The 25,947-nt window shown below is 57.9% G+C and carries 21 protein-coding genes; 5 read left to right on the top strand and 16 right to left on the bottom strand.

All coding sequences use genetic code 11. The features are described 5' to 3' along the window. The first annotated feature begins 163 nt into the window (after window positions 1-163). Window positions 164-1,687, top strand: a complete 1,524-nt coding sequence (locus A3224_RS01800; protein WP_067150702.1) for a UxaA family hydrolase — start codon at window positions 164-166, stop codon at window positions 1,685-1,687. Between the two features lie 310 nt (window positions 1,688-1,997). Here the strand turns inward: A3224_RS01800 and pepB are convergent, their stop codons facing one another. Continuing rightward, the gene (gene pepB / locus A3224_RS01795) at window positions 1,998-3,290 is read right to left on the bottom strand and encodes an aminopeptidase PepB (RefSeq protein ID WP_067150699.1); all 1,293 of its coding nucleotides are present in this window, start codon (window positions 3,288-3,290) and stop codon (window positions 1,998-2,000) included. A 164-nt stretch (window positions 3,291-3,454) separates the two neighbouring features. Here pepB and A3224_RS01790 point away from each other — a divergent pair, with 164 nt between their 5' ends. Further along, window positions 3,455-3,877 (top strand): OsmC family protein, encoded by a 423-nt coding sequence (locus A3224_RS01790; protein ID WP_067150696.1) that lies wholly within the window; start codon window positions 3,455-3,457, stop codon window positions 3,875-3,877. 272 nt (window positions 3,878-4,149) lie between these two features. Here the strand turns inward: A3224_RS01790 and A3224_RS01785 are convergent, their stop codons facing one another. Beyond that, entirely contained in the window at window positions 4,150-5,301 is a 1,152-nt protein-coding gene (locus tag A3224_RS01785; protein ID WP_067150692.1) for an iron-containing alcohol dehydrogenase, read from the bottom strand. A gap of 598 nt (window positions 5,302-5,899) precedes the next feature. On the opposite strand from A3224_RS01785, the gene A3224_RS01780 reads away from it, so the two are divergent. After that, window positions 5,900-7,318, top strand: coding sequence for a tetratricopeptide repeat protein (locus A3224_RS01780; protein WP_067150688.1), 1,419 nt, complete (start codon window positions 5,900-5,902; stop codon window positions 7,316-7,318). Window positions 7,319-7,395: 77 nt separating this feature from the next. Here the strand turns inward: A3224_RS01780 and sugE are convergent, their stop codons facing one another. From sugE to A3224_RS01740, 8 genes are all read right to left on the bottom strand, one after another. Then, entirely contained in the window at window positions 7,396-7,713 is a 318-nt protein-coding gene (gene sugE / locus A3224_RS01775) for a quaternary ammonium compound efflux SMR transporter SugE (RefSeq protein ID WP_067150685.1), read from the bottom strand. Between the two features lie 210 nt (window positions 7,714-7,923). Further along, window positions 7,924-9,324 (bottom strand): rhomboid family intramembrane serine protease, encoded by a 1,401-nt coding sequence (locus A3224_RS01770; protein ID WP_067150681.1) that lies wholly within the window; start codon window positions 9,322-9,324, stop codon window positions 7,924-7,926. 297 nt (window positions 9,325-9,621) lie between these two features. Further along, window positions 9,622-11,784 carry a mechanosensitive ion channel domain-containing protein gene (locus A3224_RS01765; protein WP_067150678.1) on the bottom strand — a complete coding sequence of 721 codons (2,163 nt, stop codon included), beginning with the start codon at window positions 11,782-11,784 and terminating at the stop codon, window positions 9,622-9,624. Between the two features lie 166 nt (window positions 11,785-11,950). After that, window positions 11,951-13,819 carry a hypothetical protein gene (locus tag A3224_RS01760; protein ID WP_067150676.1) on the bottom strand — a complete coding sequence of 623 codons (1,869 nt, stop codon included), beginning with the start codon at window positions 13,817-13,819 and terminating at the stop codon, window positions 11,951-11,953. Window positions 13,820-14,147: 328 nt separating this feature from the next. Next, window positions 14,148-14,780, bottom strand: coding sequence for a DUF6515 family protein (locus A3224_RS01755; protein ID WP_067150673.1), 633 nt, complete (start codon window positions 14,778-14,780; stop codon window positions 14,148-14,150). 242 nt (window positions 14,781-15,022) lie between these two features. Further along, window positions 15,023-15,400, bottom strand: a complete 378-nt coding sequence (locus tag A3224_RS01750) for a hypothetical protein (RefSeq protein WP_067150670.1) — start codon at window positions 15,398-15,400, stop codon at window positions 15,023-15,025. A 142-nt stretch (window positions 15,401-15,542) separates the two neighbouring features. Continuing rightward, window positions 15,543-16,361, bottom strand: a complete 819-nt coding sequence (locus A3224_RS01745; protein ID WP_067150667.1) for a LytR/AlgR family response regulator transcription factor — start codon at window positions 16,359-16,361, stop codon at window positions 15,543-15,545. A 4-nt stretch (window positions 16,362-16,365) separates the two neighbouring features. Further along, entirely contained in the window at window positions 16,366-17,463 is a 1,098-nt protein-coding gene (locus tag A3224_RS01740; protein WP_067150664.1) for a sensor histidine kinase, read from the bottom strand. Window positions 17,464-17,592: 129 nt separating this feature from the next. Between A3224_RS01740 and A3224_RS01735 the strand changes: the two genes are divergently transcribed. Continuing rightward, window positions 17,593-18,054, top strand: a complete 462-nt coding sequence (locus tag A3224_RS01735; RefSeq protein WP_067150662.1) for an EVE domain-containing protein — start codon at window positions 17,593-17,595, stop codon at window positions 18,052-18,054. Between the two features lie 28 nt (window positions 18,055-18,082). Here A3224_RS01735 and A3224_RS01730 read toward each other — a convergent pair whose 3' ends face one another. The 3 genes from A3224_RS01730 to bioD form a co-directional block, all read right to left on the bottom strand. After that, on the bottom strand, window positions 18,083-18,274 hold the full coding sequence (locus A3224_RS01730; protein WP_067150659.1) for a DUF3094 family protein: 192 nt from the start codon (window positions 18,272-18,274) through the stop codon (window positions 18,083-18,085). A gap of 175 nt (window positions 18,275-18,449) precedes the next feature. Beyond that, window positions 18,450-20,231, bottom strand: coding sequence for an acyl-CoA dehydrogenase C-terminal domain-containing protein (locus A3224_RS01725; protein ID WP_067150656.1), 1,782 nt, complete (start codon window positions 20,229-20,231; stop codon window positions 18,450-18,452). Between the two features lie 358 nt (window positions 20,232-20,589). Next, entirely contained in the window at window positions 20,590-21,273 is a 684-nt protein-coding gene (gene bioD, locus A3224_RS01720) for a dethiobiotin synthase (protein WP_067157285.1), read from the bottom strand. A gap of 254 nt (window positions 21,274-21,527) precedes the next feature. Between bioD and A3224_RS01715 the strand changes: the two genes are divergently transcribed. After that, complete coding sequence (locus A3224_RS01715) at window positions 21,528-22,013, top strand: L,D-transpeptidase family protein (RefSeq protein ID WP_067150653.1); 486 nt, start codon at window positions 21,528-21,530, stop codon at window positions 22,011-22,013. On the opposite strand, the gene bioC is transcribed toward A3224_RS01715, so the two are convergent. The 3 genes from bioC to bioB are packed head-to-tail and all read right to left on the bottom strand — an operon-like array spanning window position 22,004 to window position 25,862. Continuing rightward, a complete protein-coding gene (gene bioC / locus A3224_RS16410; RefSeq protein ID WP_082817349.1) occupies window positions 22,004-23,602 on the bottom strand; it encodes a malonyl-ACP O-methyltransferase BioC in 1,599 nt (532 codons plus the stop codon). The two genes, A3224_RS01715 and bioC, sit on opposite strands and share 10 nt — an antisense overlap. Then, a complete protein-coding gene (gene bioF / locus A3224_RS01705; RefSeq protein WP_067150650.1) occupies window positions 23,599-24,798 on the bottom strand; it encodes an 8-amino-7-oxononanoate synthase in 1,200 nt (399 codons plus the stop codon). Before bioF ends, bioC begins: the two co-directional genes overlap by 4 nt. Further along, on the bottom strand, window positions 24,795-25,862 hold the full coding sequence (bioB, locus tag A3224_RS01700; RefSeq protein WP_067150647.1) for a biotin synthase BioB: 1,068 nt from the start codon (window positions 25,860-25,862) through the stop codon (window positions 24,795-24,797). The genes bioF and bioB overlap by 4 nt, the downstream gene beginning before the upstream one ends. Window positions 25,863-25,947: the final 85 nt, after the last annotated feature.

Genomic DNA, 25,947 nt, shown 5'->3' with positions numbered 1-25,947 from the left:
AGATGGGGCTAAACCACAACAACCGATCGGCCACCTTTATAGTCTTACCAAAATTCAACATTGCGGCCTTACCAATATAGTGCTAGATTGCAACCATTCACAGAACCCAAGCGCGATATAAAAAGATTTGTAACCGCCTACGGGCTGCGGAGTCAGTGTACGGATGGACCTTATTCATATTCACGAAGCCGACAACGTGGCCCTGTGCCGCGCCCAGATGCCAGCGGGCAGTCTGGTGAACTGGCGCGGCGATATGCTGCAGTTGGCCACCGACGTACCGGCCATGCACAAAGTGGCGGTTCGCCCCATCAGCCGGGGAGACGCCGTGCTCAAGTACGGCCAGGTCATCGGGTTCGCCTGTACCGATATCGCCACCGGCGAACATGTGCACGAGCACAATATGCATGCCGGGGCGCACAAGCCCGACTATGCGTTTTGCAGCCAAGTACCGGTTACCGACTATATCGAGGAAAATGCCAGAGCCTCTTTTCGCGGCTTCCGCCGCGCCAATGGCCGGGTTGGCACGCGTAATTTTCTCGCCGTCGTTTCCACGGTGAACTGCTCCGTCACCGTATCCCGGGCCATCGCTGCCCGCGTCACCAACAGTGGTCAGCTGCGCGATTTCCCCAATATTGATGGTGTGGTGGCTCTCGGCCACGACAGCGGTTGCGGCATGTCCACCAGCGGTGAGGGTTACCGCACACTGATGCGCACCTTGCAAGGCTATATCTCCCACCCCAATTTTGCCGGCGTGCTCTTAATCGGTCTCGGCTGCGAGGCAATGCAGGTGAATCACCTGCTGCGCGAATGCGGCCTGGAGACAGGCCCTCTGTTCCAGACGATGACGATTCAGGGCTCGGGCGGCACCCGCGCCGCCATTGAGGCGGGCGTGGCCAAACTCAGTGAAATGCTGCCACTGGCCAACGCCTGCGAACGAGAGCGGGTATCAGCTTCGGAGCTGACACTCGCAGTGCAGTGCGGCGGCAGCGACGCCTTTTCCGGTATCACCGCCAATTCGGCTCTGGGGGCTGCGGCGGATTTACTGGTACGCCACGGCGGCACAGTGATCTATTCAGAAACACCAGAAATTTATGGCGCCGAGCACCTGCTTACCCGCCGTGCAGTATCACCGGAAGTAGCACAGAAACTCCTGAATAGAATCCGCTGGTGGGAGCACTACACGGAAATAAACGGTGCGGCCCTGAACAATAACCCTTCACCGGGCAACAAGGCCGGGGGACTAACCACCATCGCGGAAAAATCCCTGGGCGCCCAGGCCAAGGGCGGCACCAGCGCGCTGCAGGATGTCTATCTATACGCGGAGCGCGTGCGCAAGAAAGGACTGGTATTTATGGACAGTCCAGGATTCGACCCCGTCTCTGTCACCGGGCAAATAGCGGCCGGTGCCAATATTGTCTGCTTCACCACCGGACGGGGTTCCGCCTTCGGCGCCAAGCCCGTGCCCAGTGTTAAACTGGCCAGCAACTCACAGCTGTTTCAGCGCATGCGCGAAGATATGGATATCGACTGCGGAGGCATAATCGAAGGCCACTACACGGTGGCCGAGTGTGGAGAGATGATTTTCCAGCGAGTGCTCGCCATTGCATCCGGAGAGAAAAGTGCCAGCGAACAGCTCGATTATGGCGACAACGAGTTCGCGCCCTGGCATATCGGCGCGGTGATATAGCAGCTGCTCCTTTTTGTTCAAGGCAGGCCTACTTTTTCCTATGGAGCCTCTGATTAATTCGCCTGAGCGCGGCCGTTGGTTCCGGGGCGCTCAGGCAATGGGATGGGTATTTCGAAAACACACGAGTGCTTCCCTGCAGCTCCACCGGATACCTCCTTGTATCCGACGGTTTCGATATGCACATCCCATCACCTGAGCTTCTCATTTGGGTGATATGTCGCTTTGTCGCCCAGGAGCCAATTAATCAGCGGCTCCCTAGCATTTCAGTAAACGGGCACCATCCGACGCCCGTTCAGGTTTTACCGCCGCTTCAGCTATCCTGCAAGAAACGCGCGATGGTGCGCACACCATGTCCCTTGCCCCCCGGGGCCCAGAGATCATTGCCACTAGGCTGGTATGAGCCGGACAGATCCATATGCACCCACTTGCGCCCATCGTCACGCACAAAGCGGGCCAGGAAGGCAGCGGCCGTGGAGGCACCGGGGCTGCCATCCGCACCCACGTTGGCAATATCGGCAAAGCTGGACGGGATCTGTTCCAGATGAAGGGGCTCCAGTGGCAAGCGCCAGGCTTTTTCATTTTCCGCCGCGGCCGCGTCCAACACCTTTTGCGCCGCCTCGTCCTCAAGGCTCAGTACGGAATTGTAATCGCGCCCCACCGCCATCTTGGCGGCGCCGGTGAGCGTGGCGGCATCGAGAATCCAGCGCGGTTCCTGTTCGGAAGCGGCAATCAGTCCATCCGCCAGCACCAGGCGCCCCTCGGCATCGGTATTTAACACTTCGACGGAAACACCATTTTTATACTGAATAATATCGCCCAGCTTGAACGCCCGGCCCGAGATCAGGTTTTCCGCGCAGCAAAGGTACAATTTGATACGCTTTTGCAATCCGCGTGCGATCGCCAGGGCCAGACCGCCGGTGAGCATGGCCGCGCCGCCCATATCGGACTTCATCGTCGCCATACCGCTGGAGGGCTTGATGCTGTAGCCGCCGGAATCAAACGTAATCCCCTTGCCGACCAAACAGATATCCACCGGAGCCTGTTCATCGCCACCGGGGTTGTAATCCAGCTGCAGCATCACCGGCTCGCGCACACTGCCGCGGCCCACGGTGTGGATGCCGACAAACCCCTCCTGCAACAGTGCATCGCCGGCGATGATCTTGTGGCTCACCGCCTCAGGCGCCAGCTCCGAGAGCAGCGCCGCTGCGCGCTCCGCCAGAACGCGGGGAGAGACTTCTTCCGGCGTGCCGTTGGTGATTTCCCTTACCCAGCGCGCGGCCTTTTCCCGCGCGGCCAGCTCTTTCAACTCTGCGGCATCGCCGGTACCCCAGTCCAGGGCGTTGTCTTTGCGCGGGTTAAAGAAACCGGCCCAGAAGGCCCAGCGCCGCTCCATATCCCAGCCATCACCGGCCAGAGCTACTGCTCCGATACCCATACCATCCAGACGGCGCGCTGCGCGCTGTGCCGCAACCAGCGGCCCTCCAACCGCCTTGGTGGCGTGCACAGTGGCGCCAGTTTCGGTAAAACTCAACAACCCCTTTTCCCCGCCCCAAATGTCTTCTGCGGGCGTCTCAACCAACTGAACCTGCATTGCCTTCGTCATACTGCATCCTTTACTCAAATCGTCGGGTGGATTCAGCGGTATTCTACCAGCCTACCCGGCTCACCTCTCCCACCCTATTTTGAAGTGAGGTAGCCTTATTCAATGATGCATGCAAGGTATCAAATTCAATCTGCCTGTTCTCCCGTTTCGAAGAGGAATACGTCATGAGCGATACAGCGCAAAAAATGCATTTCCATGTGCAGGCACAGCGTGTCGATGCACACGGTAGCCTAGCCCACTGCAAGGAAGCCAAACTGGAGTTGGATACCGATCTGGCGGGGAGAAAAGATGCGTTTAATCCCGCCGAACTATTGTTAGCGGCTGTATCCGCCTGCATGCTCAAGGGCATTGAACGCGTTACGCCCATGCTGAATTTTGAGCTACGCAGTGTAGAAATTCATTTACACGGCATCCGTCAGGATGTGCCGCCAAAAATGGAGTCCATCAATTACGAAATTATTGTCGATACCGACGAGCCTGATCGAAAGTTGGAGCTTTTGCACAATAACGTGCGTAAATACGGCACTGTATTTAATACCGTAGCCCCCGGCACAATCCTGCAAGGGACAATCAAGCGCAAACACTAATGAAAAGGCTGGGATAAGCCTTTCGAGGAAGCGCTGGGGAACCTCTGATTAATTCGCCTGAGCGCTGTAGTTGGTTATGGGGTGCTCAGGCAATGGGGGGGTACATTTCGAAAACGCACAGCTACATTCCTGTACCTCCGTCGGATGCCTCCCGGCATCCGGCGGTTTCGAAATGCGCATCCCACCACCTGAGCTTTTCATCCGACTTCAGAGTATTTTGTCGTCAAAGAGCAAATTACTCAGAGATTTACTTCGACGTCTCTGGTAATCGCTTATAGCGCAGCTTTATAGATAGCGGCCACTTCGTCGTCTTTCAACTTACGGGGATTAGTCAAGCAGCAGACATCCTTCTGCGCATTGCCCACCATAGTTGGAATATCTTCGTCCTTCACACCGAGCTCGCTCAACGTCTGCGGGATTCCCACATCCTTCGACAAGGCTTCGATAGCCTCAATGGCCAAATAAGCGGCATCCCGCTCAGACAGCCCGTCAGTTACTTGCCCCAAAGCATCGGCGATATCGGCAAAGCGCTCGGTGCGAGCCATCAGGTTGACACGGCACACGTGCGGCAGCAGCAGAGCGTTACATACGCCGTGAGGCAAGTTATAGAAACCGCCCAGCTGATGCGACATTGCGTGTACATAACCCAGACCAGCATTGTTGAATGCCATACCGGCCAGATATTCTGCATAGGCCATCTTGTCCCGGGCTTCCATATCATCGCCACGGGCCACCGCTTTGCGCAGATACTGACCGATTAAGCGAATCGCCTGGAGTGCACAAGCATCGGTGATAGGTGTTGCGTCGGTGGACACATAAGCTTCCACAGCGTGGGTCAGAGCATCCATACCGGTGGCAGCTGTCAAGGAAGGAGGCATATCGACCATCAATTCCGGGTCGTTAATCGCTACATCCGGCGTAACCCTCCAATCGACAATAGCCATTTTCACATGATTGGAGCTATTGGTAATAATGGTAAAACGGGTCATCTCACTGGCGGTACCAGCGGTGGTATTGATGGCGATAAAAGGAGGCAGAGCGGCCTTTAATTGGTCCAACCCCTCATAATCTTGGATCTTCCCACCATTGGTCACCAGAATACCAATCCCCTTACAGCAATCGTGCGAACTCCCGCCCCCCAAGGAAATCAGCAGATCACAGTTTTCCTTACTGTAAATCTCCGTGCCTTCTTCAACGTTATGGTCAGTGGGGTTAGGTACAGTGCCGTCGTATACAGCGCAATCGATACCTTCAGATTTCAGTAATTCCGTAACTCGAGCGGTATAACCGAGGTCTGTCATACCTTTGTCGGAAACCAACAGCGGTTTTTTTCCCTTGAGCATTTTCACACGCTCAGGCAAAGAAGCGAGGCACCCTTCTCCCATCAGGGAAACATTGGGTACGAAAAATGCATCAATCGTCATGGCGGGTCCTCTTTATGGGTAACAGCGGGGAAGATCTATTGACAGTAAAAGAGCACAAGTGGACGCCTTGCGTTCTAAACAACCAGCAACAGACGTACTGTGAGAACAGGAGCAATTTATCCCTCTCAGGAGCTAGGATACTGCAATTATCGGTATTGCCAAACTCCGGAACAGTATCAACTGGTTCAAGATGCGCCACTAAAGTGCAGAAATTATTCAGACACCGCCTTAAAAAACCATTATTCTTTTTTAGAAATTATTTTCATAATAAAAATGCATTAACAAGCAAAAAATTAGCATTTTTTCTTGCGAAATTATTTTTATATTTTTCCCCAAATTCGGTCACTTCCACCCAAAATCCGAAAGTGGCACAAGAAAGGCTCAGATAATTTTATCAATCCAGTCACGATAAACATCTGCATCCCGCACCCCAACTGCAGAATCAGCAATAGAAATGAAACGGCCGAATATGCACCTCCGCGCAAAATAGAGACACCGCACTGACTCGAACAATCTCAAGCTCAAAATGAAATTTGCGCCACTCGCATAAATACCGATAAACTACGCACAGGGAAATAACAACAATACTGGGAGTAGTATGACTAACAATTGTACCTACCATTCCACAACAGAAGCCTCTTGGCACTGCCAGCCCTGCGGCCGCTATTACTGCGATACTTGTATCCCTGGCTCCAGCGCCAACTACCGCAACGGCCAACCCGACTGCCCGTTGTGCCACAAGCCGCTCAGCTATATCGGCGCGAGCAACAGCGCCAAACCCTTCTGGCAGATGGGCATCTTTTATTTCAAATACGCGCTGCAACCGGGACCGTTGACCGTGATAGCACTGGCGGCGGCAGTAGGCTTGCTGATATCGGGGCCGGGAATCGTTTCGTTGCTCATGTTGCTCGGCGCCTTTGCCCTGGTTACCCGCTACAACCTGTTAGTCATCCAAACACTGGCCGGCGGCCAATTGCAGGCACCTGGCTTCGGCGACGCCATGGACGGCAACAGCGCACCGCTGTTTCTGAAAGTGATCGGCATGTCCCTGATCGCCGGTTTCGTCGGCTACAAACTGCTTTCCATCGGCCCCGGCGCACTTCAGCTTTACTCTATTGCTCTTTCATTACTCACACCAGCGGCGATGATCGTTCTGGCTCTGGAAGGCAGCTTGCGGGCGGCCATCAACCCGCTAAAACTGCTGCAGTTCACCCTGATTATCGGCTGGCCCTATTTATTGTTATGGCTCAGCACCGGCGCCATCTCCGCTGCCCCCGGTTACCTGCTTATGCTGGTGGCAGACAAACTTCCCCCTTGGGCCCTGATTCCAGTGATCGCCGCAACCACCACCTACTTCGCCATCGTCACCAGTGCCATGATGGGATATATCTGCCTTTCGCGGCAGCAGCAGCTGGGTATTTCCGCCATCCGTGATGACGATGACAGCTACCTGGAAGAGCGCGACTTTGACTGCGCCCGGGCCCAGGCAGAAGCCAACATACTGATGCGTGAAGGCGACTTCAAAGCGGCCCGCCAAACCCTGGTGGAATGCCTGCGCCGTTACCCGGACGAATCGGCTCTGAACGAACGCTACTACCGTTTGCTGCTGGCCACTCAGGACAAAAAAGCCCTGCGCGAGCTTGCGCCCCACCTGCTGGAAAAATTTATCCTCATGAACCGCGCCCACACCGCGGCGGAACTCTATCTGGCCACCAATCCGCCCCCCACCATCGATAAGCCCCATGTCCGTCACCAACTGGCGGAAGCACTCTACCGCCAACAGAAATTCCGCCCGGCGGCCTTACTCCTTACCAATCTCCATAAACACAACAAAGACTACCGGAACCTGGATGCCGCCTACCTGCTACTGGCACAGATTTATATCGATGGATTTAACCGGGAAGACACGGCTAAGCAATTATTGGCTTTTATCAAGAAGCACTTTCCCGATACCAGTCTGCGCAAGCAAGTGGATACGCTGGCGCAAATACTGACCAAAGCGGAAGCGGCCGGCTAAGGGGGAATGGGGGCCTGTTTTACGTATCTAAAAACAGCAGGCTCCCGTCAATGGCGGGAGTTATCTGTGTAATTATTTTAGGTTTGTGCCAACCTGAGCCCGGCGATACCAATACAGATTAGCCCCAAACTCACTATTTTGAAGGCACTGGCTGGTTCATCGAAGAGAATCATGCCGAAAAGCGCGGTACCAACAGCGCCAATACCTACCCATATTGCATAGGCTGTACCTACAGGTAAGCTTTTCAGCGATATACCTAATAAAAGAAAGCTCGCGACGAGCGAAAATATTGTCCAAATACTAGGCCAGAACTTCGTAAACCCTTCCGAATACTTTAGCCCAATTGCCCAGACAACCTCCAAGAGGCCCGCAATAAATAAAAGGAACCAGTTCATAAACTCCTCTCAACTTACTTACGGGGCCGTCCCCTGATGAAATTTGAGAGGTGAGGTCGTCCTCACTTCAAGTACTTGCTTTTTAGGCGCTGTAGATGTGGAGTGCATTTTAATGAAATTGCACACAGCCGCAAACGCAGTATCAGCCAATACATAATTGCGTACGGACATATTTTTCCGCTGAGCGCGCAGTTCTCTCCGCTGCAAATTCTATACGCTCGTTTTCAATTGCAGCAGATCCAAAATCTCTCGCGCTTGTGCTTCCTCTCCTACACGTCGGTAGTGGTTCACCAGGGTCATTCCCAGCTTGGGCAGCAATGGGTGATCCACCCGCTGGCGCAACAAGCGGCGCAGTAGCGCTTCCAGCCACGCCCAGTCGTGTTCCCGCGCTGCACGGCGGGCCAGCAGGAGGCAGGCTTTGGGTGTCAGGGCGCGTGGGTTTGTGCTGGTTTGCAGGTAGCGGTGATAGCCGTTAGACAGGGCACGGGCGTCGATTTCGGTATTATCCGCCAGCGCGAAGAGCGCGAGATTCGCGCGGTGGTAGGCTTCGCTTTCCGGTGCTGAGGCGGTTAACGCGATGGCGCGCTCAATCAGTGGCAGCGACTGGGGGTACTGGCGAATTGCCATGGTGGCGGCCTGTGCGGCTTCGAGCAGTTTGCCTTCCTCCTGAAACCGGTCGATGCGCGCTATTGCGCCCTGCTGCGGCGACGGCGGTTCATCCTCCATCGGCATTTGCTTCACTGCGGGACGGTAGCTGAGCAGTATAAGGGTGAAGACGAATCCGGCCAGCAGGCCGCCGGTATGGGCCCAGTAGGCGATACCCGCATCGCCGTAAAAGTACCCGAAGATTTCCTTGGCCAGCCACAGGGGCAACACCATCAGGGCCGGCGCGCTAAATTCGCCGAAAATAAAGCCGATGGTATAGAAAAATCGCATGCGGCGTACGCCGTAGACGGCGACAAACATGCCCATGACGGCGGACACGGCGCCGGAGGCGCCGACCATGGGCACCGGGCTGCCCGCCTCCACGGCCATATGCAGGCCCGCGGCGGCGAGACCGCCCGCAAGGTAAAGGCCGGCGAACCACAATCCGCCCAGTGCCAGTTCCACCGACAGTCCAAACAGCAGCAGGAACACCATGTTGCCGATCAGGTGATCCCAACTACCGTGCAAAAACATATGGCCGATGAGTCCCGACGGTCTCGGTTCGGCGGGCACCAGCCCATAGGCGATACTGCTGAGACGATCGCGCAATTTAGCGAAGTGTTGCCGCTGTGCCAGCCATTCGGCTTCACCTTCCTCCTTCAGGTGCCGCACAAGCCAGTGGTGAAATTCCGGGTTCCACAGCAGTTCGCGGTAGACAAAGTCCTCTCCCTGGGCATCCACCTGAGTGCGCCACTCGGGGCGGACTTCGTTGACATAGATCAGGAAACGCTGCTCCTCCAACTCCGGCAAGTCGCTGGAAAAGTAGTAGTTTTCCGCTTTTTGCCAGCGCGCTTCATCGCCGCCCTGATAAAACACGAACACCAGCAGGTTGATGGCAATCAAGGCAAAGCACATCAGTGGCGGCCGGCGCCAGTCGGGCTTGTTTTGTAGGGGAATAATCAACACAGGAGCGATCTACTGTGACTAGTGGGTTAGCGCCCCAGAATACCGCTGAGACTTCCCAATCACAAACCGTCAAAATCTAGGGAACCTCTGATTAATTCACTTCCTGACGTAAAAACGCTTTGGAGCCAGATGAGAAGCTCAGGTGATAGGCTGGCCATTTCGAAACCGTCGGATACAAGGCGGTATCCGTCGGAGCTATAGGGAAGTACTCGTGCGTTTTGAAATAGCCATCCTATTGCCTGAGTGCCCCGGAACCTACCATAGTGTTCACGCGAATTAATCAGAGGTTCCCTAGGGCTAGTTGCCGTTTTTTCGCGTTATCGGCAACGGCGCCTCGCAACTGCGCAAATGCAGATCCCGCTGGGGAAAGGGGAACTCTATACCCTTCTCTCGGAATTCACGCAGCAGCTCCAGGTTGTAAAGTGCATAGAGGTCTCCCAGGGAAGACACCATATTGCTGTTTACCCAGACCACCAGCTTGAAGCGAAGTGCGCTCTCGCCGAACTCCATCAGCCACACCTCGGTCTTGCGCTTCCAGTCGGTGTGGGTGATGTTGACCCGCCGCGCGGCTTCCATGGCCGCCTCGCGCACCAGATCCGGGTCCGATCCGTAAGCCACGCCAAAGGGAACGTGAATGCGGCGCACTGGATCTTCCAATGTGTGGTTGATCACTCGACCAGCAACAAACTCTGAATTCGGCACCAGAATATCCACATTGTCGCGAGTAGTGATGCGTGTCGAACGCACGTTGATATCGCGAATGCGACCAAAAACGCCGGATTCCAGTTCCACCAGATCCCCCACGCGCAGCGGCTGCTCGAACAACAAAATTAATCCGGAAATAAAATTGGAAAAAATTGCCTGCAAACCGAAACCGATACCCACGGAAAGGGCGCCGGCCACCAACGCCAGCTTAGAGGTATCCAGTCCCAGCATGGCGAGCGCGACCACAAGCCCCACAGCAATAATGCTGTAGTGCAGCACCCGGCCGAGGTTATACATCGACTGTTCACTGGCGCGCTTCTTGCGAACCAAACGGTTCAGGAAACGACGTGTAAGCCCTGAAATCAGCCAGGCACTCACCAGTACAAAGATGATTTTGGCAATCTGGCGCAGGGTAATGGGATTTTGGGCGATGGTGAATAGCTGGTAGTCTGCCAATTCGCGCCAGCGGCGGTAGAAGAGATCGGAAAAATAGCCAGTGCGCTCTCGTACCGTCGCCCACCACCCCTGGCGCTCCTTGTAAACCTGCAGTTGCGCCAACTCGTAGCGCTGTACATCATCGATCAGGTCGCGGGCCCGGGCCAAACCGCTGTCGATGCGCTCAAAGGCGCGCCACCAGCGGTCCAATTCCTGCCCTTCCTCGCTCCGCCAGGCGACCACTTGGCGCTGGCGGATATTCAGTTGTCGCGATATACCATCGATCAGGGTACGCGCGGAATCCACCAGATCACGACTCACCACCAGGGGGAGTTTTTCTTCCACTTCTCCCAGTACACTGTTAGTGGAAAGCAGTAACTCATCCTTGCGCTTTTCCAGGTAGCCTTCGAGCAAATCGACCTCCAACTGCATCAGGGCGAGGTCTTTTTTCAGGTTGGCCTCCGGTTCAGTCGATTCCACTGTGGCGCTCTGTAGCGCCGTGCGCTCCGCCGCCAGTTGGTCGATTTCCGCTGTCTGTTTTTCTATGTCTTTTACCAGTGCCTCTCCGGCTTCGCTGCTAAACTGCAGTTCCGCGAGCATGCGGTTCAATTGGCCCTCCGCCAGGTCCAGCTGCTCCTGCCAGGCTTTCAACTGGTCCTGCAGGGATTCGCTCTGCTCAATGATATTTAGCTGGTTAATCTGCGCCAGCAGCAGAGCCAGTGCGGCGGATTCCTTTTTCGCCTGACCTTTTGCCTCGCGCATACGCACTATCTGCTTGCGCAGTTGGACCAGCGACTGGCTCAGAGTATCGTCCAGCTGGCGCGCCTCCAGCTGCAGTCCGAATAGACGCAGGCGCCCGCGGTTCACGGCGGCATCGGACTCGGCCCAGGTCAGGATATTCGGATCGGGTGGGAATTTTACGTCTTGCAACAGCGGTATCCGCTGGTATTCCGCGTGTTTGCGCCAGGTGATTTCCACCCCTTTCAAAGCTTTATCGATGGCTGCCGCCTGCTTTTGCAGTCCCTCTTCTTCCGGCAATTGATTCCGCCATTCTTCCCAGGCGAGAGTCAGGTCCTGCAACCACTCCCGGCGCTCCTCTCGCGAGGCGTCGGGCCAGCCGCTCCACCAATCGGCGGAGGGAGCACTGAAATTGGGAATCACAGGCTCGAATTGCTCTTTTTTCTGTCCGGGCAGCTGGGCATTGGCAAACGGGGAGATTCCGCCCAACAACAGGCACAGAATAAAAAACACCAGGATGCGGATACCGACCTCAACAGCGCGGGTAATGAGAAAAGAGACAACACGGTATTCGCCTGTCATAGAGCGCAGCTGCTCCGAAGGAAAAATCCCGGGCAGAACACGAAGGTTTCCCGCGTTTCCCGCTCGTTCCGTTGGACACCTTCCTGTACCCGACAGATTTGCACGGTCTATCGCGTTACTTGCGCTACTCATCGGGGTTGGAGTTTCCTTTTCACATCGAGGCAAATTAATCAATATTCCCCAGCACCACTTCCAATTGGTTTACGCTCATGACAACGGCGCCGCTGCGATAACCGCCCTCGGCATGCAGTATTTTTACCGCGGCGCCACCGACGATATAGCGGTCCAAATCGACAGCGAACGCTCCGAAGTCCGAATAGAGCCTGATGAGGTCCCCCGCGACAATGGCGTAAAGTCCGTGCTCCAGCACCGGTTGTAGCAGTATCGCGCGGTTCAGATCCAACAGATTGGTAAAGACAGCGCCGCGACGGATATAAAAATCGCTGCCCAAAATACCCGCTGCCAGGTTCGGCCGCAGGCCATTCGCATCCAGACTCAATAACGCTTGCGTGCTGCCGTCTCCGGCCCAGGTGACCATCAGTTGCGCGCCCCGCTCGGTGAAGTCCTCAACAGCCACGGCGTCGAAATCCGGTGGCGCGCTGCCGTATGCTGCGACATAACCGAAAATACGCAGCGGCGCATACTTTGCCCACTTGCGCGGTTCCAGTGATTGTATGTCGACCAGATAGTTGAATGGGTCTGCATCGTCGGCTTCTTCGCGCCCCGTACCGGCGTAGTCGAACAACAGGGAATCGCGGTTGCCGAATGCCAGGGTAGTAACGTCGAGCGTTTTTTCACTGGCTCGGTTTACCGTTGCATCCAATGCGGTCGGCAACAGACGCACTTCGGCGGCATTGAGCCACTGTGCATCTTTCCACAGGCCGAGAGCGGTAATGCGCTGCCCAACGGAAACGGCGGCAGAAGTCCTCTGCGCGGTAAAAAAACCCGGTCTTATCACCCGTGTATCCACGGGGAGCAGCAGTTGCCGCTCATCTTCGTAAAGGACACTGCCGTCAGTGCGGATCAAGCGTGTATCGATCAGCGTCAGCAAATTGCCTTCGCGCGCCAGTACGTGGCCGTGCAACGCCTCCTGAATTTCCCCCGGCACACTACTGCCGACGTAGACCACGCTGGCCGTAAAGCGGTGCCTGTCTGAATCGAAATGGCCGAAGGCGAGTGTGGCCGTATCGGCGGGCTGTTCCTCAAGGGCCGCCAAGCCATTGGTGCTGAAAAAAACCTCGCCATCAATCTCCCATTCAGTATTGCCGTCGACAAAGATCTCAACGCCACCCTGACGGCCCCTGCTCAGATAGAAAGGGCGCAGGGCGATGCGGTACGAGAGCTGGCGCTGGTCCACATCCAGCAGAGGGCCACGCAGGCGAAATTTTTGTGGCGGCGGGGGATTCGCTTCCGCGGTGATCACCGGATAGATTTCCACCAAAGGCGGTGTTTCTCGAGTGTCGACGATATGGGAAGCGGTGAGGCTGAAATCCAACAGCAGGAGCGGCGGCGGCACTGGCCTTGCCAGCGGCCGGTTATCGGGGTCCAGATCCAGTGTCAATTTCAGCTCGCGGACGCGGCGCCCATCCGGATAGCGCACTTCCACTTTCTCCGCTGCACCGTCCACATCTACGCGGATATCTGCGTCCGTGTAATCGAGGGTAATCTCCACACCCACATAGACATCCACCGGAAGTGTCGCCGCGGTTACCAATTCCGCCAGTCCTTTGTATTGCACTAGGTCGACGGTGTTGTCTTTTTCCAACAACTCAATGCCTGTACCGTTGGCACGCAAAACCCGCAGTGAAGTGATGGCAACCTGATAACGGACGAAATCCCCGTCCAGATCGGTAAAACCGACCAGCAGACGACCGCAACCGTCTGGGGGGACAATGGCGTCGCTGGTTTCACACACCACTTTGTCACCGCCGGAGTGACTGCCCCCGCCGCCTCCTCCTCCGCAGGCGGAAAGCAATATGGTGGCGATTAGTGCACACACACGGCAGCGTGCGGAAAAATCCTTTTCCCTCAACATGGCCTTCCCTCGGCACAATGACAGCGGAAATTCCCTAAGGAACCTCTAAAGACTAGCCGGGCGTGCGGCGGAAAGAAAAATTGCGATCGCTAAGTAGCGACATACCGTGAATCTAAGGAACCCCTGATTGATTCACTTCCTGGCGTAAAAACGCTTTGGAGCCAGATGAGAAGCTCAGGTGATAGGCCGGCCATTTCGAAACCGTCGGATACAAGGATGTATCCGGCGGAGCTGTAGGGAAGTACTCGTGCGTTTTCGAAATGGCCATCCTATTGCCTGAGTGCCCCGGAACCTACCATAGTGTTCACGCGAATTAATCAAAGGTTCCCTAACGCATGCAGCGCTCATATTCATCCCAGTAGTTGCCCGGCTGGCGGCGGTAGGGTCCTACCTTATCCCGACGCGACTGGTCCCGCGCTATGCGCCGGCAGGTGGATTTACGCTCGCGATAACTTTCATCGTAGATGTCGTCACGGAAACCATAGCGGCCGTAGTAGCCGTAGCCCCAGTAGCCGCCGTAATTACCGCGGTATCTGGCATAGGGGCGCGGGTATGCGCGCGGTATTTCCTCATACTGTACCGGCCGGGGCACTGGAACTGCACGGTATTCCGGCGACACACGGAAATAGTCGCGCCAGCCGTAAGGCTCATTCACTACGGTGTAATCTCCGCCCCTGGGGTCGTACCAAAAGAAGGTGCCGTCGTGCGCGACGAAATAGCGTTCACCGCCCATAGTAAAAGTGCCTTTTATTTTAGGCACAAAGGGAACCCGCGCGCCGACAGGTGCATCGACACGCATGTAACCGCCTTTGGTCGGGCGGTAAAACAATCCGCCAGCGTAATAATAACTTTCACCGCGCACGAGAAGTTGCGAGGTACCGGTAAGCTGACGTCCCCCTCTGTCATTCGCCCAGGCAAAAGTGACAGTGAGACTGAGCAGAAGTACTGTGGCGCAGCGCATGGCGGCTACTCCTCTTCACATAATTACCGGAAGTTTATTCAGCGGGGGTGTCCACCCCCACTCATCACGGAAAATTATTTCTCCGGAGCGCGGGTATATTGAGAAACGGCGGATGCAGTAGCATGCTCGCGGCTGTTGAGTCCGGGACTCCGGCCGTGGGTTAAGCGCAGGTAATACAGGAAAAGAAAAAAGGGAAGGCGCCGGCTCTTCGGCCGGCGCAAAACGGTTTCATTTATGGGCGGTTATTGCAGACCCAGCATGCTCTTACAGCGATTGAGCTCGGTCATGTAAATCTTACCGCCAATGGCCGGGTTGCGACTGGCACGCGCTGCGGCCCAGTTACGGCAATCCTCCATAGTAGTTATCGTCGCGCGGTATTCCCGCGGGGTGAGACGATAGAAGTGCGGCTGCACGTCACGGACCATTCCTTTGGGCGGCTGCACTCTATAGTAATAACCACCGTCCGGAATATAACGATAATATTTACCGTTGTGCGCAAAATACGTCTGGCCCATATACTGGATTTGAGAAGAATCCGAGGGCAAAGAGCGCATCCGTTCCTGCGCCTGGCTGTAGCCGGCGAGGGAACACATCAGGATTAAGGGAATCAAATAACGCATGGGACTTCCTCCTCTTACTACCGTGTGAAGAAGTCTATTCAGAGCAAATGCCAATCCCCACTTTGATTGATGTGCGCTCGAAAGGCGCTCTTGAGAACCAATTGCAGCGCATTGGCGACGCAGTCTCGGGGACGACAATCCATCACAGAAAGTGCTGAACCTTGTTCTTGTAACTGCGGCTCATTTTCAGGCGCTCACCGTTATTGAGTACCAGGTGATATTCGCCGTTGATGTGGGCGCAGATCTCACACACGCGATTGAGGTTGACGATGGTGGAGCGATGAATCCGTTGAAACACTCTCGGGTCGAGTTGCTGCTCCAACTCCTTCATCGTAATACGCATCACATGGGTTTCGCCCTTGGCGTGCACGCACATGTAATCACCGGCCGCATCTATCCAATCAATTTCCCGCGTCGGTACCAAAGTAATTTTGCCGGAGTCCTTGATGGCAATTTTCTCCGGGTAGGCACTTCCCCCCAGTTCTCCCGCCACCAGTTTTTGCTCCAGCACCTCGGGCGCTTCTTTGGTTAGACCTGCCACCGCTTCCAATAATTGTTCCCGCTGGCTGGCGATATCGGCATTGGCTATCTTTTCCCGCACTCTTTCCAGCGCTAGGGCCAGGCGCTCTTCCTCAATGGGTTTGAGCACATAGTCCACCGCGTTGACCTCGAAGGCCTCCACCGCGTACTGATCGTAGGCAGTGACAAACACCACTTGCGGGAGCTGTTCCACCGGAATCCGCTGCACCAATTCCAGGCCGCTGATCCCGGGCATCTGGATATCCACAAAAGCGACATCGGGCCGCAGCTCGAGAATTTGCTCGAGTCCCTGCCGCCCGTTGCCGCACTCAGCGATGACTTCAATCCCCCCGATCTCATCCAGGCGCAGGCACAGTCCGCGCCGCGCCAGGGGCTCGTCATCGATTACTATCGCCCTTAGAGGGTCAGTCTTGCCGTTCATCACCTTATTCCTGTTCGTAGGGAATACGAATATGGACTGCCAGCCCACCCTCGGCCCGGTTGCAGAAACGTACCTTCTGCTCGTCGCCGTAGAGCGCCCGCAGCCGTTCACAGGTATTACGGATACCGACACCGTAACCGCTACCCGATCTGGACGCCAGCGTCGCCAGTTCTCTCTCCGACATACCCGGGCCGTTATCACTGACTTCCAACAGCAGCTCACCGGCGAAAGTACGCGCCTTGATTGACACTTCCCCACCCCATTCACGCTGAGAAATCCCGTATTTAATCGCGTTTTCCACCAGCGGCTGCAGCAACAGGCTTGGAACCAGCGCCCGCGGCGACTCTCCCTCCAGATCCAGATTCACCCCCAGGCGATCGGCAAAGCGCACTTTTTCAATGTCCAGGTAGAGCATCAGCGCTTCCACCTCTTTAGCCAAAGTCACCTTCTGCATTGGATCGTTATCGAGGGAGTGGCGCAGAAACTGGGACAGGCGCGACACCATATCGTTGGCAGTCCGGCCCTGGCTGTCGAGAATCAGGGTGGATATGGCGTTCAGCGTGTTAAACAGAAAGTGAGGATTGAGCTGGTAGCGCAGCATTTTCAACTGCGCCTGGTGCGCCATGGACTCGGCGCGCAGGGCCTTCTCCTGCTGGGTCAGTGAGGCCTTGTAGTACTTGATACCGTAATAAAGTGCGGCCCAAGTCATCAGAATCAAAAACGAGTAGGAAAACCAATAGATCGCCAGTACCGCGGGGTGTTCGTCCTCCGATCCATACAGCCACAAGGAGCCGCCGAATTTGATCGCCGCCCACACAAGCGCGGCCAGCGCCACCACCACCAGAGAACCGAGAAGGCGCGCCGCGGGCGGCTTATCCCACAGCTTTTGAAACCCCCGGCGCATGCCCTCCGACAGCAGGACACCGGAAGTGGTGGCCACGGCGATATAACCGGAATGAATCCAGTGGTCCTTAACCCAGAAAAAACTGCCGACAAAGGTCAGCAGGGTGTAACCGCCCCAGCCGCACAACTGTAGCGCCCAGTACTGCCAGTGCTGGGCGGAGAGCCGCTCGGACAGCCATTGAATTGCATTGTTGCCCATAAATTCCCGTATCGTGGCGCCGCCGGCGCCGGGTTGACACTTTCACTGGCTGTCATACTAAATGGCGTCCGCCGCTGGAGAAATACCAACCGGCGCAACATAAGGACAGGCTGCCGCAAGGGCATCGATATGAACTACTGGCTATTCAAGTCCGAACCCGACGAATACAGCATCCGCGATCTGGCCGCCGAGCCGGGCCAAACGGGCCGCTGGGACGGCATTCGCAACTACCAGGCGCGCAATTTTCTGCGCGACCGTGTGCAAAAAGGCGATTGTGTGCTCTTTTATCACAGTGCCTGCAAGGTACCCGCAGTAGTGGGCACCGCCAAAGTGGTGCGCGCCGCCTACCCGGACCCGGCCCAGTTCGACTCCGGGAGCAAATACTTCGACCCCAAGGCGAGCGGGGACAAGCCGCGCTGGTACTGTGTGGATATCCGCTGGCAGAGCGAGTTCGCGCGGCCGGTGCCACTAACAGAGATCAAGCAAAATCCAGATCTCGCAGAAATGGTACTGGTAAAGCAGGGGCGGCTTTCGATTCAGCCGGTGCGCCCGGAGGAATGGAAAACCATAGTGGCATTAGGGAGCATGTAACGCAAAGCGTTCCCAGTGGGAGAGAGGTTTACACGACGCCTTTAGTGCTGGCGATAAACACGCTGAGCAGGGACAGCAAGCTCAACACAACGACAATCACCAACAGCAGTAACAGGGGGCGGAAGGGCTTGCGCTCCACCTGGTTAAAGCCACTGTGCAAATACTTGTCGACCCTTGCCTGGTCTGCGTCGGAGAGTTTCTTCTCGGGCTTTTCGGACATGGGCAATCGCGCTCATTGTTCTTATTCGCCGCGGGTGCGCCGGGCGCCGCCGGTCCGAGTTTAGAAGAATTGCCTGAGTCTGTTAAGAAAGCACAGTGAATTTGCGCCCTGCTTAGAGAAAAACTAGAAGTTCGGGGGCGCCGGTACACAGGCGCCCCGTCACTATGGGGAAAGGTCAGAAGAGCTCCGCCTCGATATCCATCAAAGTGCCGCTGCCTGCCTTGACGCTGGCGGCCAGGGACTGGGTGCGGGGCAGCAGGCGGGCGAAATAGAAGCGCGCCGTCTTCACCTGTCCCTTGTAGAAATCGTCCTCCCCCGCCTTCGGCAGTGCTTTCGCGGCCATTCTGGCCCACATATAGGCATAAGCCACATAGCCGAACAGGTGCAGATATTCCACCGAAGCGGCCCCCGGGGCGTTGGGGTCTTCCTTGGCGCGGGCGATCAGACTGGCGGTGACCTCTTTCAGGCACTGCAGCCCGGCCGATAGCGGCAGGACAAACTCGGCCATTTCCTCGCGGCCGCCCTCGCGGTCGATAAACGCCTGTACGTCAGTGGCAAATAACTCGAAATAAGCCCCGCCGTTGGCCACCGTTTTGCGGCCCACCAAGTCCAGCGCCTGAATACCGTTGGTGCCTTCATAGATCTGGGTAATACGCACATCGCGCACCAGCTGTTCCTGGCCCCACTCGCGGATATAGCCGTGCCCGCCGAATACCTGTTGACCGAGCACGGTGCACTCGAGTCCGGCATCGGTGATAAAGGCTTTGGCCACCGGGGTCAGTAGCGCGACCATGCCTTCCGCATGCTGCTTTTCCTCGCCCTCGCCGAATTTGGCGATATCCAACCACTGGGCCACATAGGTGGAAAGCGCGCGGCCGGCGCCGATCAATGCCTTCTGGGTCAACAGCATGCGGCGCACGTCCGGGTGGACAATGATCGGGTCCGCGGCCTTATCCGGCTGCTGGGGACCGCTCGGTGCGCGGCTCTGAATGCGTTCGAGGGCATATTCGCGCGCGTTTTGATAGCTGCGTTCAGACGCGCCCAGGCCCTGAATGCCGACCCCGAGGCGCTCGTAGTTCATCATGGTGAACATGGCCGCTAGCCCCTTATTCACCTCGCCCACCAGCCAGCCCTTGGCGCCGTCGAAATTCATCGCGCAGGTGGCTGAGGCCTTGATTCCCATCTTGTGCTCGATGGAACCACAGTGGACCCCATTGCGCTCGCCGAGACTACCGTCTTCATTGACCAGATATTTCGGCACCAGGAATAGAGAAATACCCCGCGACCCCGCAGGCGCATCTGGCAGCTTGGCCAGAACCAGGTGCACGATATTTTCTGAAAGATCCTGATCGCCGCCGGTGATAAAGATCTTGCTGCCGGTAATTCTGTAACTGCCGTCCTCCTGGGGTTCCGCCTTGGTGCGGATCATGCCTAAATCTGTTCCGGCGTGGGGTTCGGTCAGATCCATCACCCCGGCCCAGGTGCCCTCATACATCTTGGGCAGATATTTCTGTTTCAGCGCTTCGCTCGCATGGGTATCGATGGCCAGACAGGCGCCGGCGGTCAGCATTGGATACAGGGCAAAGGAGATGCTGGCAGAGTTGATCATTTCCTCCACCTGGGCACCGAGCATCTTCGGCATGCCCATGCCGCCGTACTCCGGGTTACCGAGCAGTGCGCCCCAGCCGCCCTCGCAGTAGGTGGCATAGGCCTCTTTCATGCCCGCTGGCGTGGTGACCTCACCCTCCACCCAGTGACAGCCCTCTTCGTCGCCGGAGCGGTTGAGCGGATCCAGGGTATTGGCGGCCAGCTTGGCCATTTCCTCGAGAATCGCGTCCGCGGTCTCGCGTTCCACCGCGCCCGCCAACCCCGGCAGGCGCGCCCAGAGTTGGTCCGCGGCAAAGACTTCGTGCAGCAGGAAGTGCATCTCCCGCAGTGGCGCCTTGTATTCGGCCATGCTCCCGGTCCTCATTCAGTTGTTTCAAACAATCGTTTGAATCTAGGCGCACAGGGGGGCCTTGTCAACTGCCCGCGGCTATTCAGCGCTGGAATGCGCCCCGGAGCCAAGTGCGCGCGCGCGAATGAGTTAGGGAGCCTCTGATTAATTCATTTCCTGGTGGCAGAGGTTCTTCGGGGGCGGATGTGAAGCTCAGGTGATAGGACGGATATTTCGAAACCGTCGGATACAGGGATGTATCCGTCGGAGCTACAGGGGAGTACTCGCGCGTTTTCGAAATATCCGTCCTATTGCCTGAGCGTCCCGGAACCTACTTATTGTGTTCACGCGAATTAATTAGAGGTTCCTTAGACGGACTTCACCCCAACAGCGGCGCCAGGTCCAGGTGCACCGCCGCACGCCGGTAGTCAGCGGCGGTATCGAAAGGCAGAGTGCCGAGCAGTGGCGCCGGCACCAGACTGCGCAAGGTAGCCAGGTTTTCCTCCGCACGGGCCATATCCCGACCGACAAAGTTAGCCACCCAGCCGGCCAGCGCCAGGCCATCGCGGCGGATCGCCTCCGCGCTCAACAGCGCGTGGTTGATACAGCCGAGCCGCATGCCCACAACCAAAATCACCGGGATGTTCAATTCTCGCGGCAATTGTGAAAGGAAAGCACCCGGTCCCAGGGGCGTGCGCCAACCGCCGGCGCCCTCGATCAATACCAGATCGGCCCCGGCGCTCATAACACCCCGGCAAACACCGGCCATGCGTCCCAAATCCAGCCGCCGGCCCGCCTCCCGCGCCGCGATATGAGGCGCTATGGCGGGCGCCAGCGCGAAGGGGTTTACCTGCTGGTAGGGAAGATCCAAGGTCATGGCCTCTTGCAGCAAAAGCGCATCGCTGTTGCGCAGCCCATCCGCGGTTTCCTCGCAGCCGGATGCGACCGGTTTTACCGCCGCAGTGCGCAATCCCCGCGCCGCGGCGCTGGCGAGCAGTGCGGCAGTGGTATAGGTCTTACCGACCTCGGTATCGGTGCCAGCGACGAAATAGCACTGGGCCACAAAAACCTCCATTTTTTTCTTGACGCCTATTTAAACGTCGTCTACCTGATGATAAATTACCCGCTTAGCATAAAAATTCACCACCCTGAAGATCTTTTCGACAAGGGGGGAGGATAACCGGCTAAAAACGTCCCGGCTTCTGCCGGGCTGGCGGCGGGAAATAAAGCTGCCAGAGATGCACTGTGAGCAATAAAGGCAGGGAGTTCGCCCCAAATCACAGATAACCGACAACGACACTACGGCTTGCCAAGACCATGCAATACCTGACCTTTGCCCTGCTGATGCTGGCGCCTCTGTTCGCCTCCGCCACCGTCAAACCCGTCGACCTAGTGGTGGTCTACAAATCCAAACATTTAATGCAGCTCGTACGCGACGAGCGGGTGGTCAAGAGTTACAGAGTGGTGTTCGGCGATAACCCCAAGGGACACAAGGTCCAGCAGGGGGATGAGCGAACCCCCGAGGGCCGCTATACCCTGGACTGGAAGAATCCCAACAGCCGCTTCTACCGCTCCATCCACATCTCCTACCCCAACGCCACCGACCGCGCCCGCGCGCGCCGCCTCGGAGTAAATCCGGGCGGTGCCATCATGATCCACGGTATAAAGCCGCAGTGGCAGCACATGGAGAAACAGTTGCAGCGCATGAACTGGACCGACGGCTGTATCGCAGTGACCAACCGGGAAATGGATGAAATATGGGCGCTGGTGAAAACCCCGACGCCCATCCACATCTATCCCTGATCGCGCTTTTCCGCGAAGGTGCCACCGTCCACAAGGCGGACATGGCCACGCCCGCAGCGGCCCGCGGCGAGCTCCAGATACAGTACTTCGTAGCTGGCGGGCAGGCCGGCCTCAGTGCGCAGCGGCTCGTAGGCCGCCGTCAGGCGGCGCAGTTTTTCCCGGCCCGTCAGCCCGCGGTCGGCATCGCGGTTGATATTGCGCGCGCCGATATTTTTTAAATCCCGCATCAGCTTTTGCACCGTGCGGTAGTGCAGCACCCGGCTCTCTGCGCGCAGGGCACCGCTGAAGCCGCTCTCCGCGGCCGCGGCCAGCCAGGCATCCCTGGGCAAAAAACGGTTGACGTGGACACCACTATCCACTGCCGCCCAGCTGCTTTTCAGCTCGTGCAATGTCGCCGGGCCCAAGGTCGCCACCAGACAGTGGCCACCCTCCGCCAACACCCGCCGCAACTCCGCGAACAGCCCCGGCAACCGGTAGCACCACTGCAGCGCCATACTGGAGAAAATCAAATCCACGCTGCCATCCGCCAGGGGCAGCTGTTCGGCGTCGGCCACAATATGGTTGTCCGCTGCAGGGCGCCGCTCGCGCGCGTAGCGCAGCATCGCCTCGGCCAGATCCAGTGCGACAATCCGCGCACGGGGAAAACGCTGGCGCAGCATTTCGCTGCCATAGCCGGTGCCGCTGCCCAGATCGAGAATCACTTCTGGCGCCCAGCCGCTGTCTGCGTCGGCGAGCAGCTGCCGGCAGACAGCGCGCTGGAGGTGGGCCGCCGCATCGTAAGTGGCAGCGGCGCGGCCGAATGATCTGGCCACGGCACTTTTGTCCAGAGGAGATTCTCCGCAGGAAATTGGGCCGTCCCCGCACCGGGGCAGGAAGGCGCGGATTTTTTCCGCCACCAACTCCGGGCGGGAAATCTGCGGCGCGTGCCCGCAATCCACCAACACTTCGGCAGTAGCGCCCAATTGGCGGATTTTGTCCGCCGCCGCAGCGGGCACCAGCGCATCCTTGCCGCCGAACAGGTGGAGCGCCGGCAGTGGGATTTCCCGCAAAATTCTGCGGTTATCCAACCGCCCCAGGCACTCGAGTGCACTCAGCCAGGCGCCGTCGACGGACGGCGGCGGCCAGTCTTTCAACTGTTTGAGAACGCGGCGCATAGCGGCGTCGCCGCGCGCCTGCAGGCCGCAGAATTTTTCCCAGGTGGATTTGGGCGTATCCGCCAGTGAGTGGCGAAAACGGGCAAAGGTCTCCGGGTCCATTCCCGGCCAGTCCGCGCGCTGCAAAAAGGTGGCATTGGCGGCAATCGTGATCAGCCCGGCGATCTTCGTCTGTCCTCGCTGGGCCGCCATCCGCGCGGCGAGCATACCGCCCAGGGAGTGCCCCACCAGCAGACAATCCGCTGGGAGTTGCGCATAGAGCTGCTGCAACAGAGTTTCGTCATCGGGCCAGGGACAACCGCTGTTGCCACCGAAGCCGGGCAGTTCGAGTAAAGTTACCGCGACATCGGTTGCGTCTCCGGCTCGCAGCGCTTCGATCAGCGGCTGCCAGATGCGCCCATCGCAACCCCAGCCGTGCAAAAGGACCAGCTTCACACCGGCACCGCACTTGCGCCGAAAGCGCGCAGAGAAGCGTCCAATGCAGCGAGCAATGCTTCAATCTGCGCCTGGGTGTGATTGGCGGTGAGCGTGATGCGCAGGCGCGCGGTACCCGCGGGCACCGTCGGCGGCCTGATAGCCCCCACCAGAAAACCGAGCCGCTGCAGCTCGGCGGCGACGGCCATGACTTTTTTTTCGCAGCCGAGCAACAGGGGCTGTATCGCGCTGGCAGATTCCATCAGCGGCAGCTTCAGCGCCCCGGCGCGCGTGCGGAAAAACGCGATATTGCACTTGAGCAACTCGCGCCGCTCCGGCTCCCGCAGCATCACGTCGATCGCCGCCAGACAGCCGGCGGCCACCGCCGGCGGCATGCCAGTGGTGTAAACATAGGGCCGCGCGAACTGTACCAGGTAGTCGATCAGTTCCCGCGAGCCGGCGACAAAAGCGCCCGCATTGCCGGCGGCCTTACCCAGAGTCCCCATCATCACCGGCACCGCATCCTGGTCTAGCCCAGCGGCAGCGACACTGCCGGCCAGGGGCAAATCCGAGCTCCCCATGGCGCCGAAACCGTGGGCTTCGTCCACCATCAACCAGGCGTTATAGCGCCGGCAGAGGCCGGCCATTTCCGCCAGTGGTGCGAGGTCGCCGTCCATGCTGTAGACACCGTCCACCGCCACCAGCGTATTGCCGCCGTTTTGTGCCGCACGCTGCAATTGCCGCTCCATCCCGCCGAGATCACTGTGGGCGAAACGCAGGCTGGCGGCACCGCACAGGCGTGCGCCGTCGATCAGGGAAGCGTGATTGAGGCGGTCGGAAATGATGTTGTCACCCCGGCCCACCAGGGCGCAAATGGTTCCGATATTGGCCATATAGCCGCTGGAAAAGACCAGCGCCGCTTCGCGTCCGGTGACTTCCGCAATCTTCTCCTGCAGGCGCGCGTGGATTTCCAGGTGGCCATTGACCAGGTGCGATGCGGTGGCGCCAGCACCGAGACTGGCCCCTTCCCGCTGTGCGGCAATCACCTCCGGGTGGGTCGCCAACCCCAGGTAATCGTTACTGCTGAAAGTAAGCAGCTCGCGTCCATCCACCACAGCCCGCGGGCTCGGCGCGGCGGCCAGGGTCTTGAGCTGGCGGTACAAATTGCGCTCGCGCCTCTCCTGCAGGCGGGCGCGCAGGGTTTCCGCGAGGGTCATTTGGCGGCGTTATAGAAAAAGGAGTCGTTGCGCCGCTCGGCGATCTGCGCCTCCAGCTCCGCCTCCACTTCGGCCTCATCCGCGTGCTGCTGGTACTCTTCCGGCTGAATACCCAGGCGCTTGAATAGCTGCATGTCCTTGTTGGCCTCGGGGTTGGCGGTGGTCAGCAGCTTCTCGCCGTAGAAAATGGAGTTGGCGCCGGCGAGGAAAGCCAGGGCCTGCATTTCATCGCTCATCTGCTCCCGCCCGGCGGACAGGCGCACATGGGATTTGGGCATCATGATGCGGGCCACGGCAATACAGCGGATAAACTCGAAGGGGTCCAGATCGCGCTCCTTTTCCAGCGGCGTTCCGGCCACCCGGACCAGCATATTGATAGGCACAGATTCCGGGTGCTCCGGCAGGTTCGCCAGCTGCATCAACAGGCCCGCCCGGTCCCGCTCGCCTTCGCCCATGCCGATAATTCCACCGGCACAGACTTTCATACCTGCGGCGCGCACCCGCTCCAGGGTCTCCAAGCGGTCCTGGTAGGTGCGCGTAGTGATGATCTCGCCGTAGTATTCGGGAGAGGTATCCAGGTTGTGGTTGTAGTAATCGAGGCCGGCGTCCGCCAATTCCTGCGCCTGTTCGTCACTGAGCATGCCCAGCGTCATGCAGGTCTCCAGGCCCAGAGCCTTCACTTCCCGCACCATTTGCGTCACATAGGGCATGTCCTTTTTCTTCGGCGAGCGCCAGGCGGCGCCCATACAGAAGCGGGTGGCGCCGCTGGCCTTGGCCGCGCGGGCCTCCTCCACCACTTTTTCCACCCGCATCAGTTTTTCCCGCTCCAACCCGGTGTCGTAGCGGGCACTCTGAGGGCAGTAGGCGCAGTCTTCGGGACAGGCGCCGGTCTTGATGGAGCAGAGGGTGCTGACCTGTACCCGGTTGGGGTCGAAGTGCGCGCGGTGCACCTGCTGAGCGATAAACAGCAGGTCGCTAAAAGGCAGCGCGAACAGGTCCAACACTTCTTGGCGGGTCCAGTCGTGGCGGATGGTGGCGGCGGGGATTTGCTGGGCGGCGGTCACAGGCTTAATCTCTCTTGTTGCTTTGTAGCGGCGCCTTAAGGTGCCGGAGGAATAGACTGGCCAGTGTAGCGGGGGGCGAACCGCT

The organism is Microbulbifer thermotolerans (assembly GCF_001617625.1).
GTDB lineage: Bacteria > Pseudomonadota > Gammaproteobacteria > Pseudomonadales > Cellvibrionaceae > Microbulbifer > Microbulbifer thermotolerans.
This window is presented reverse-complemented; position numbering and strand designations above follow the sequence as displayed.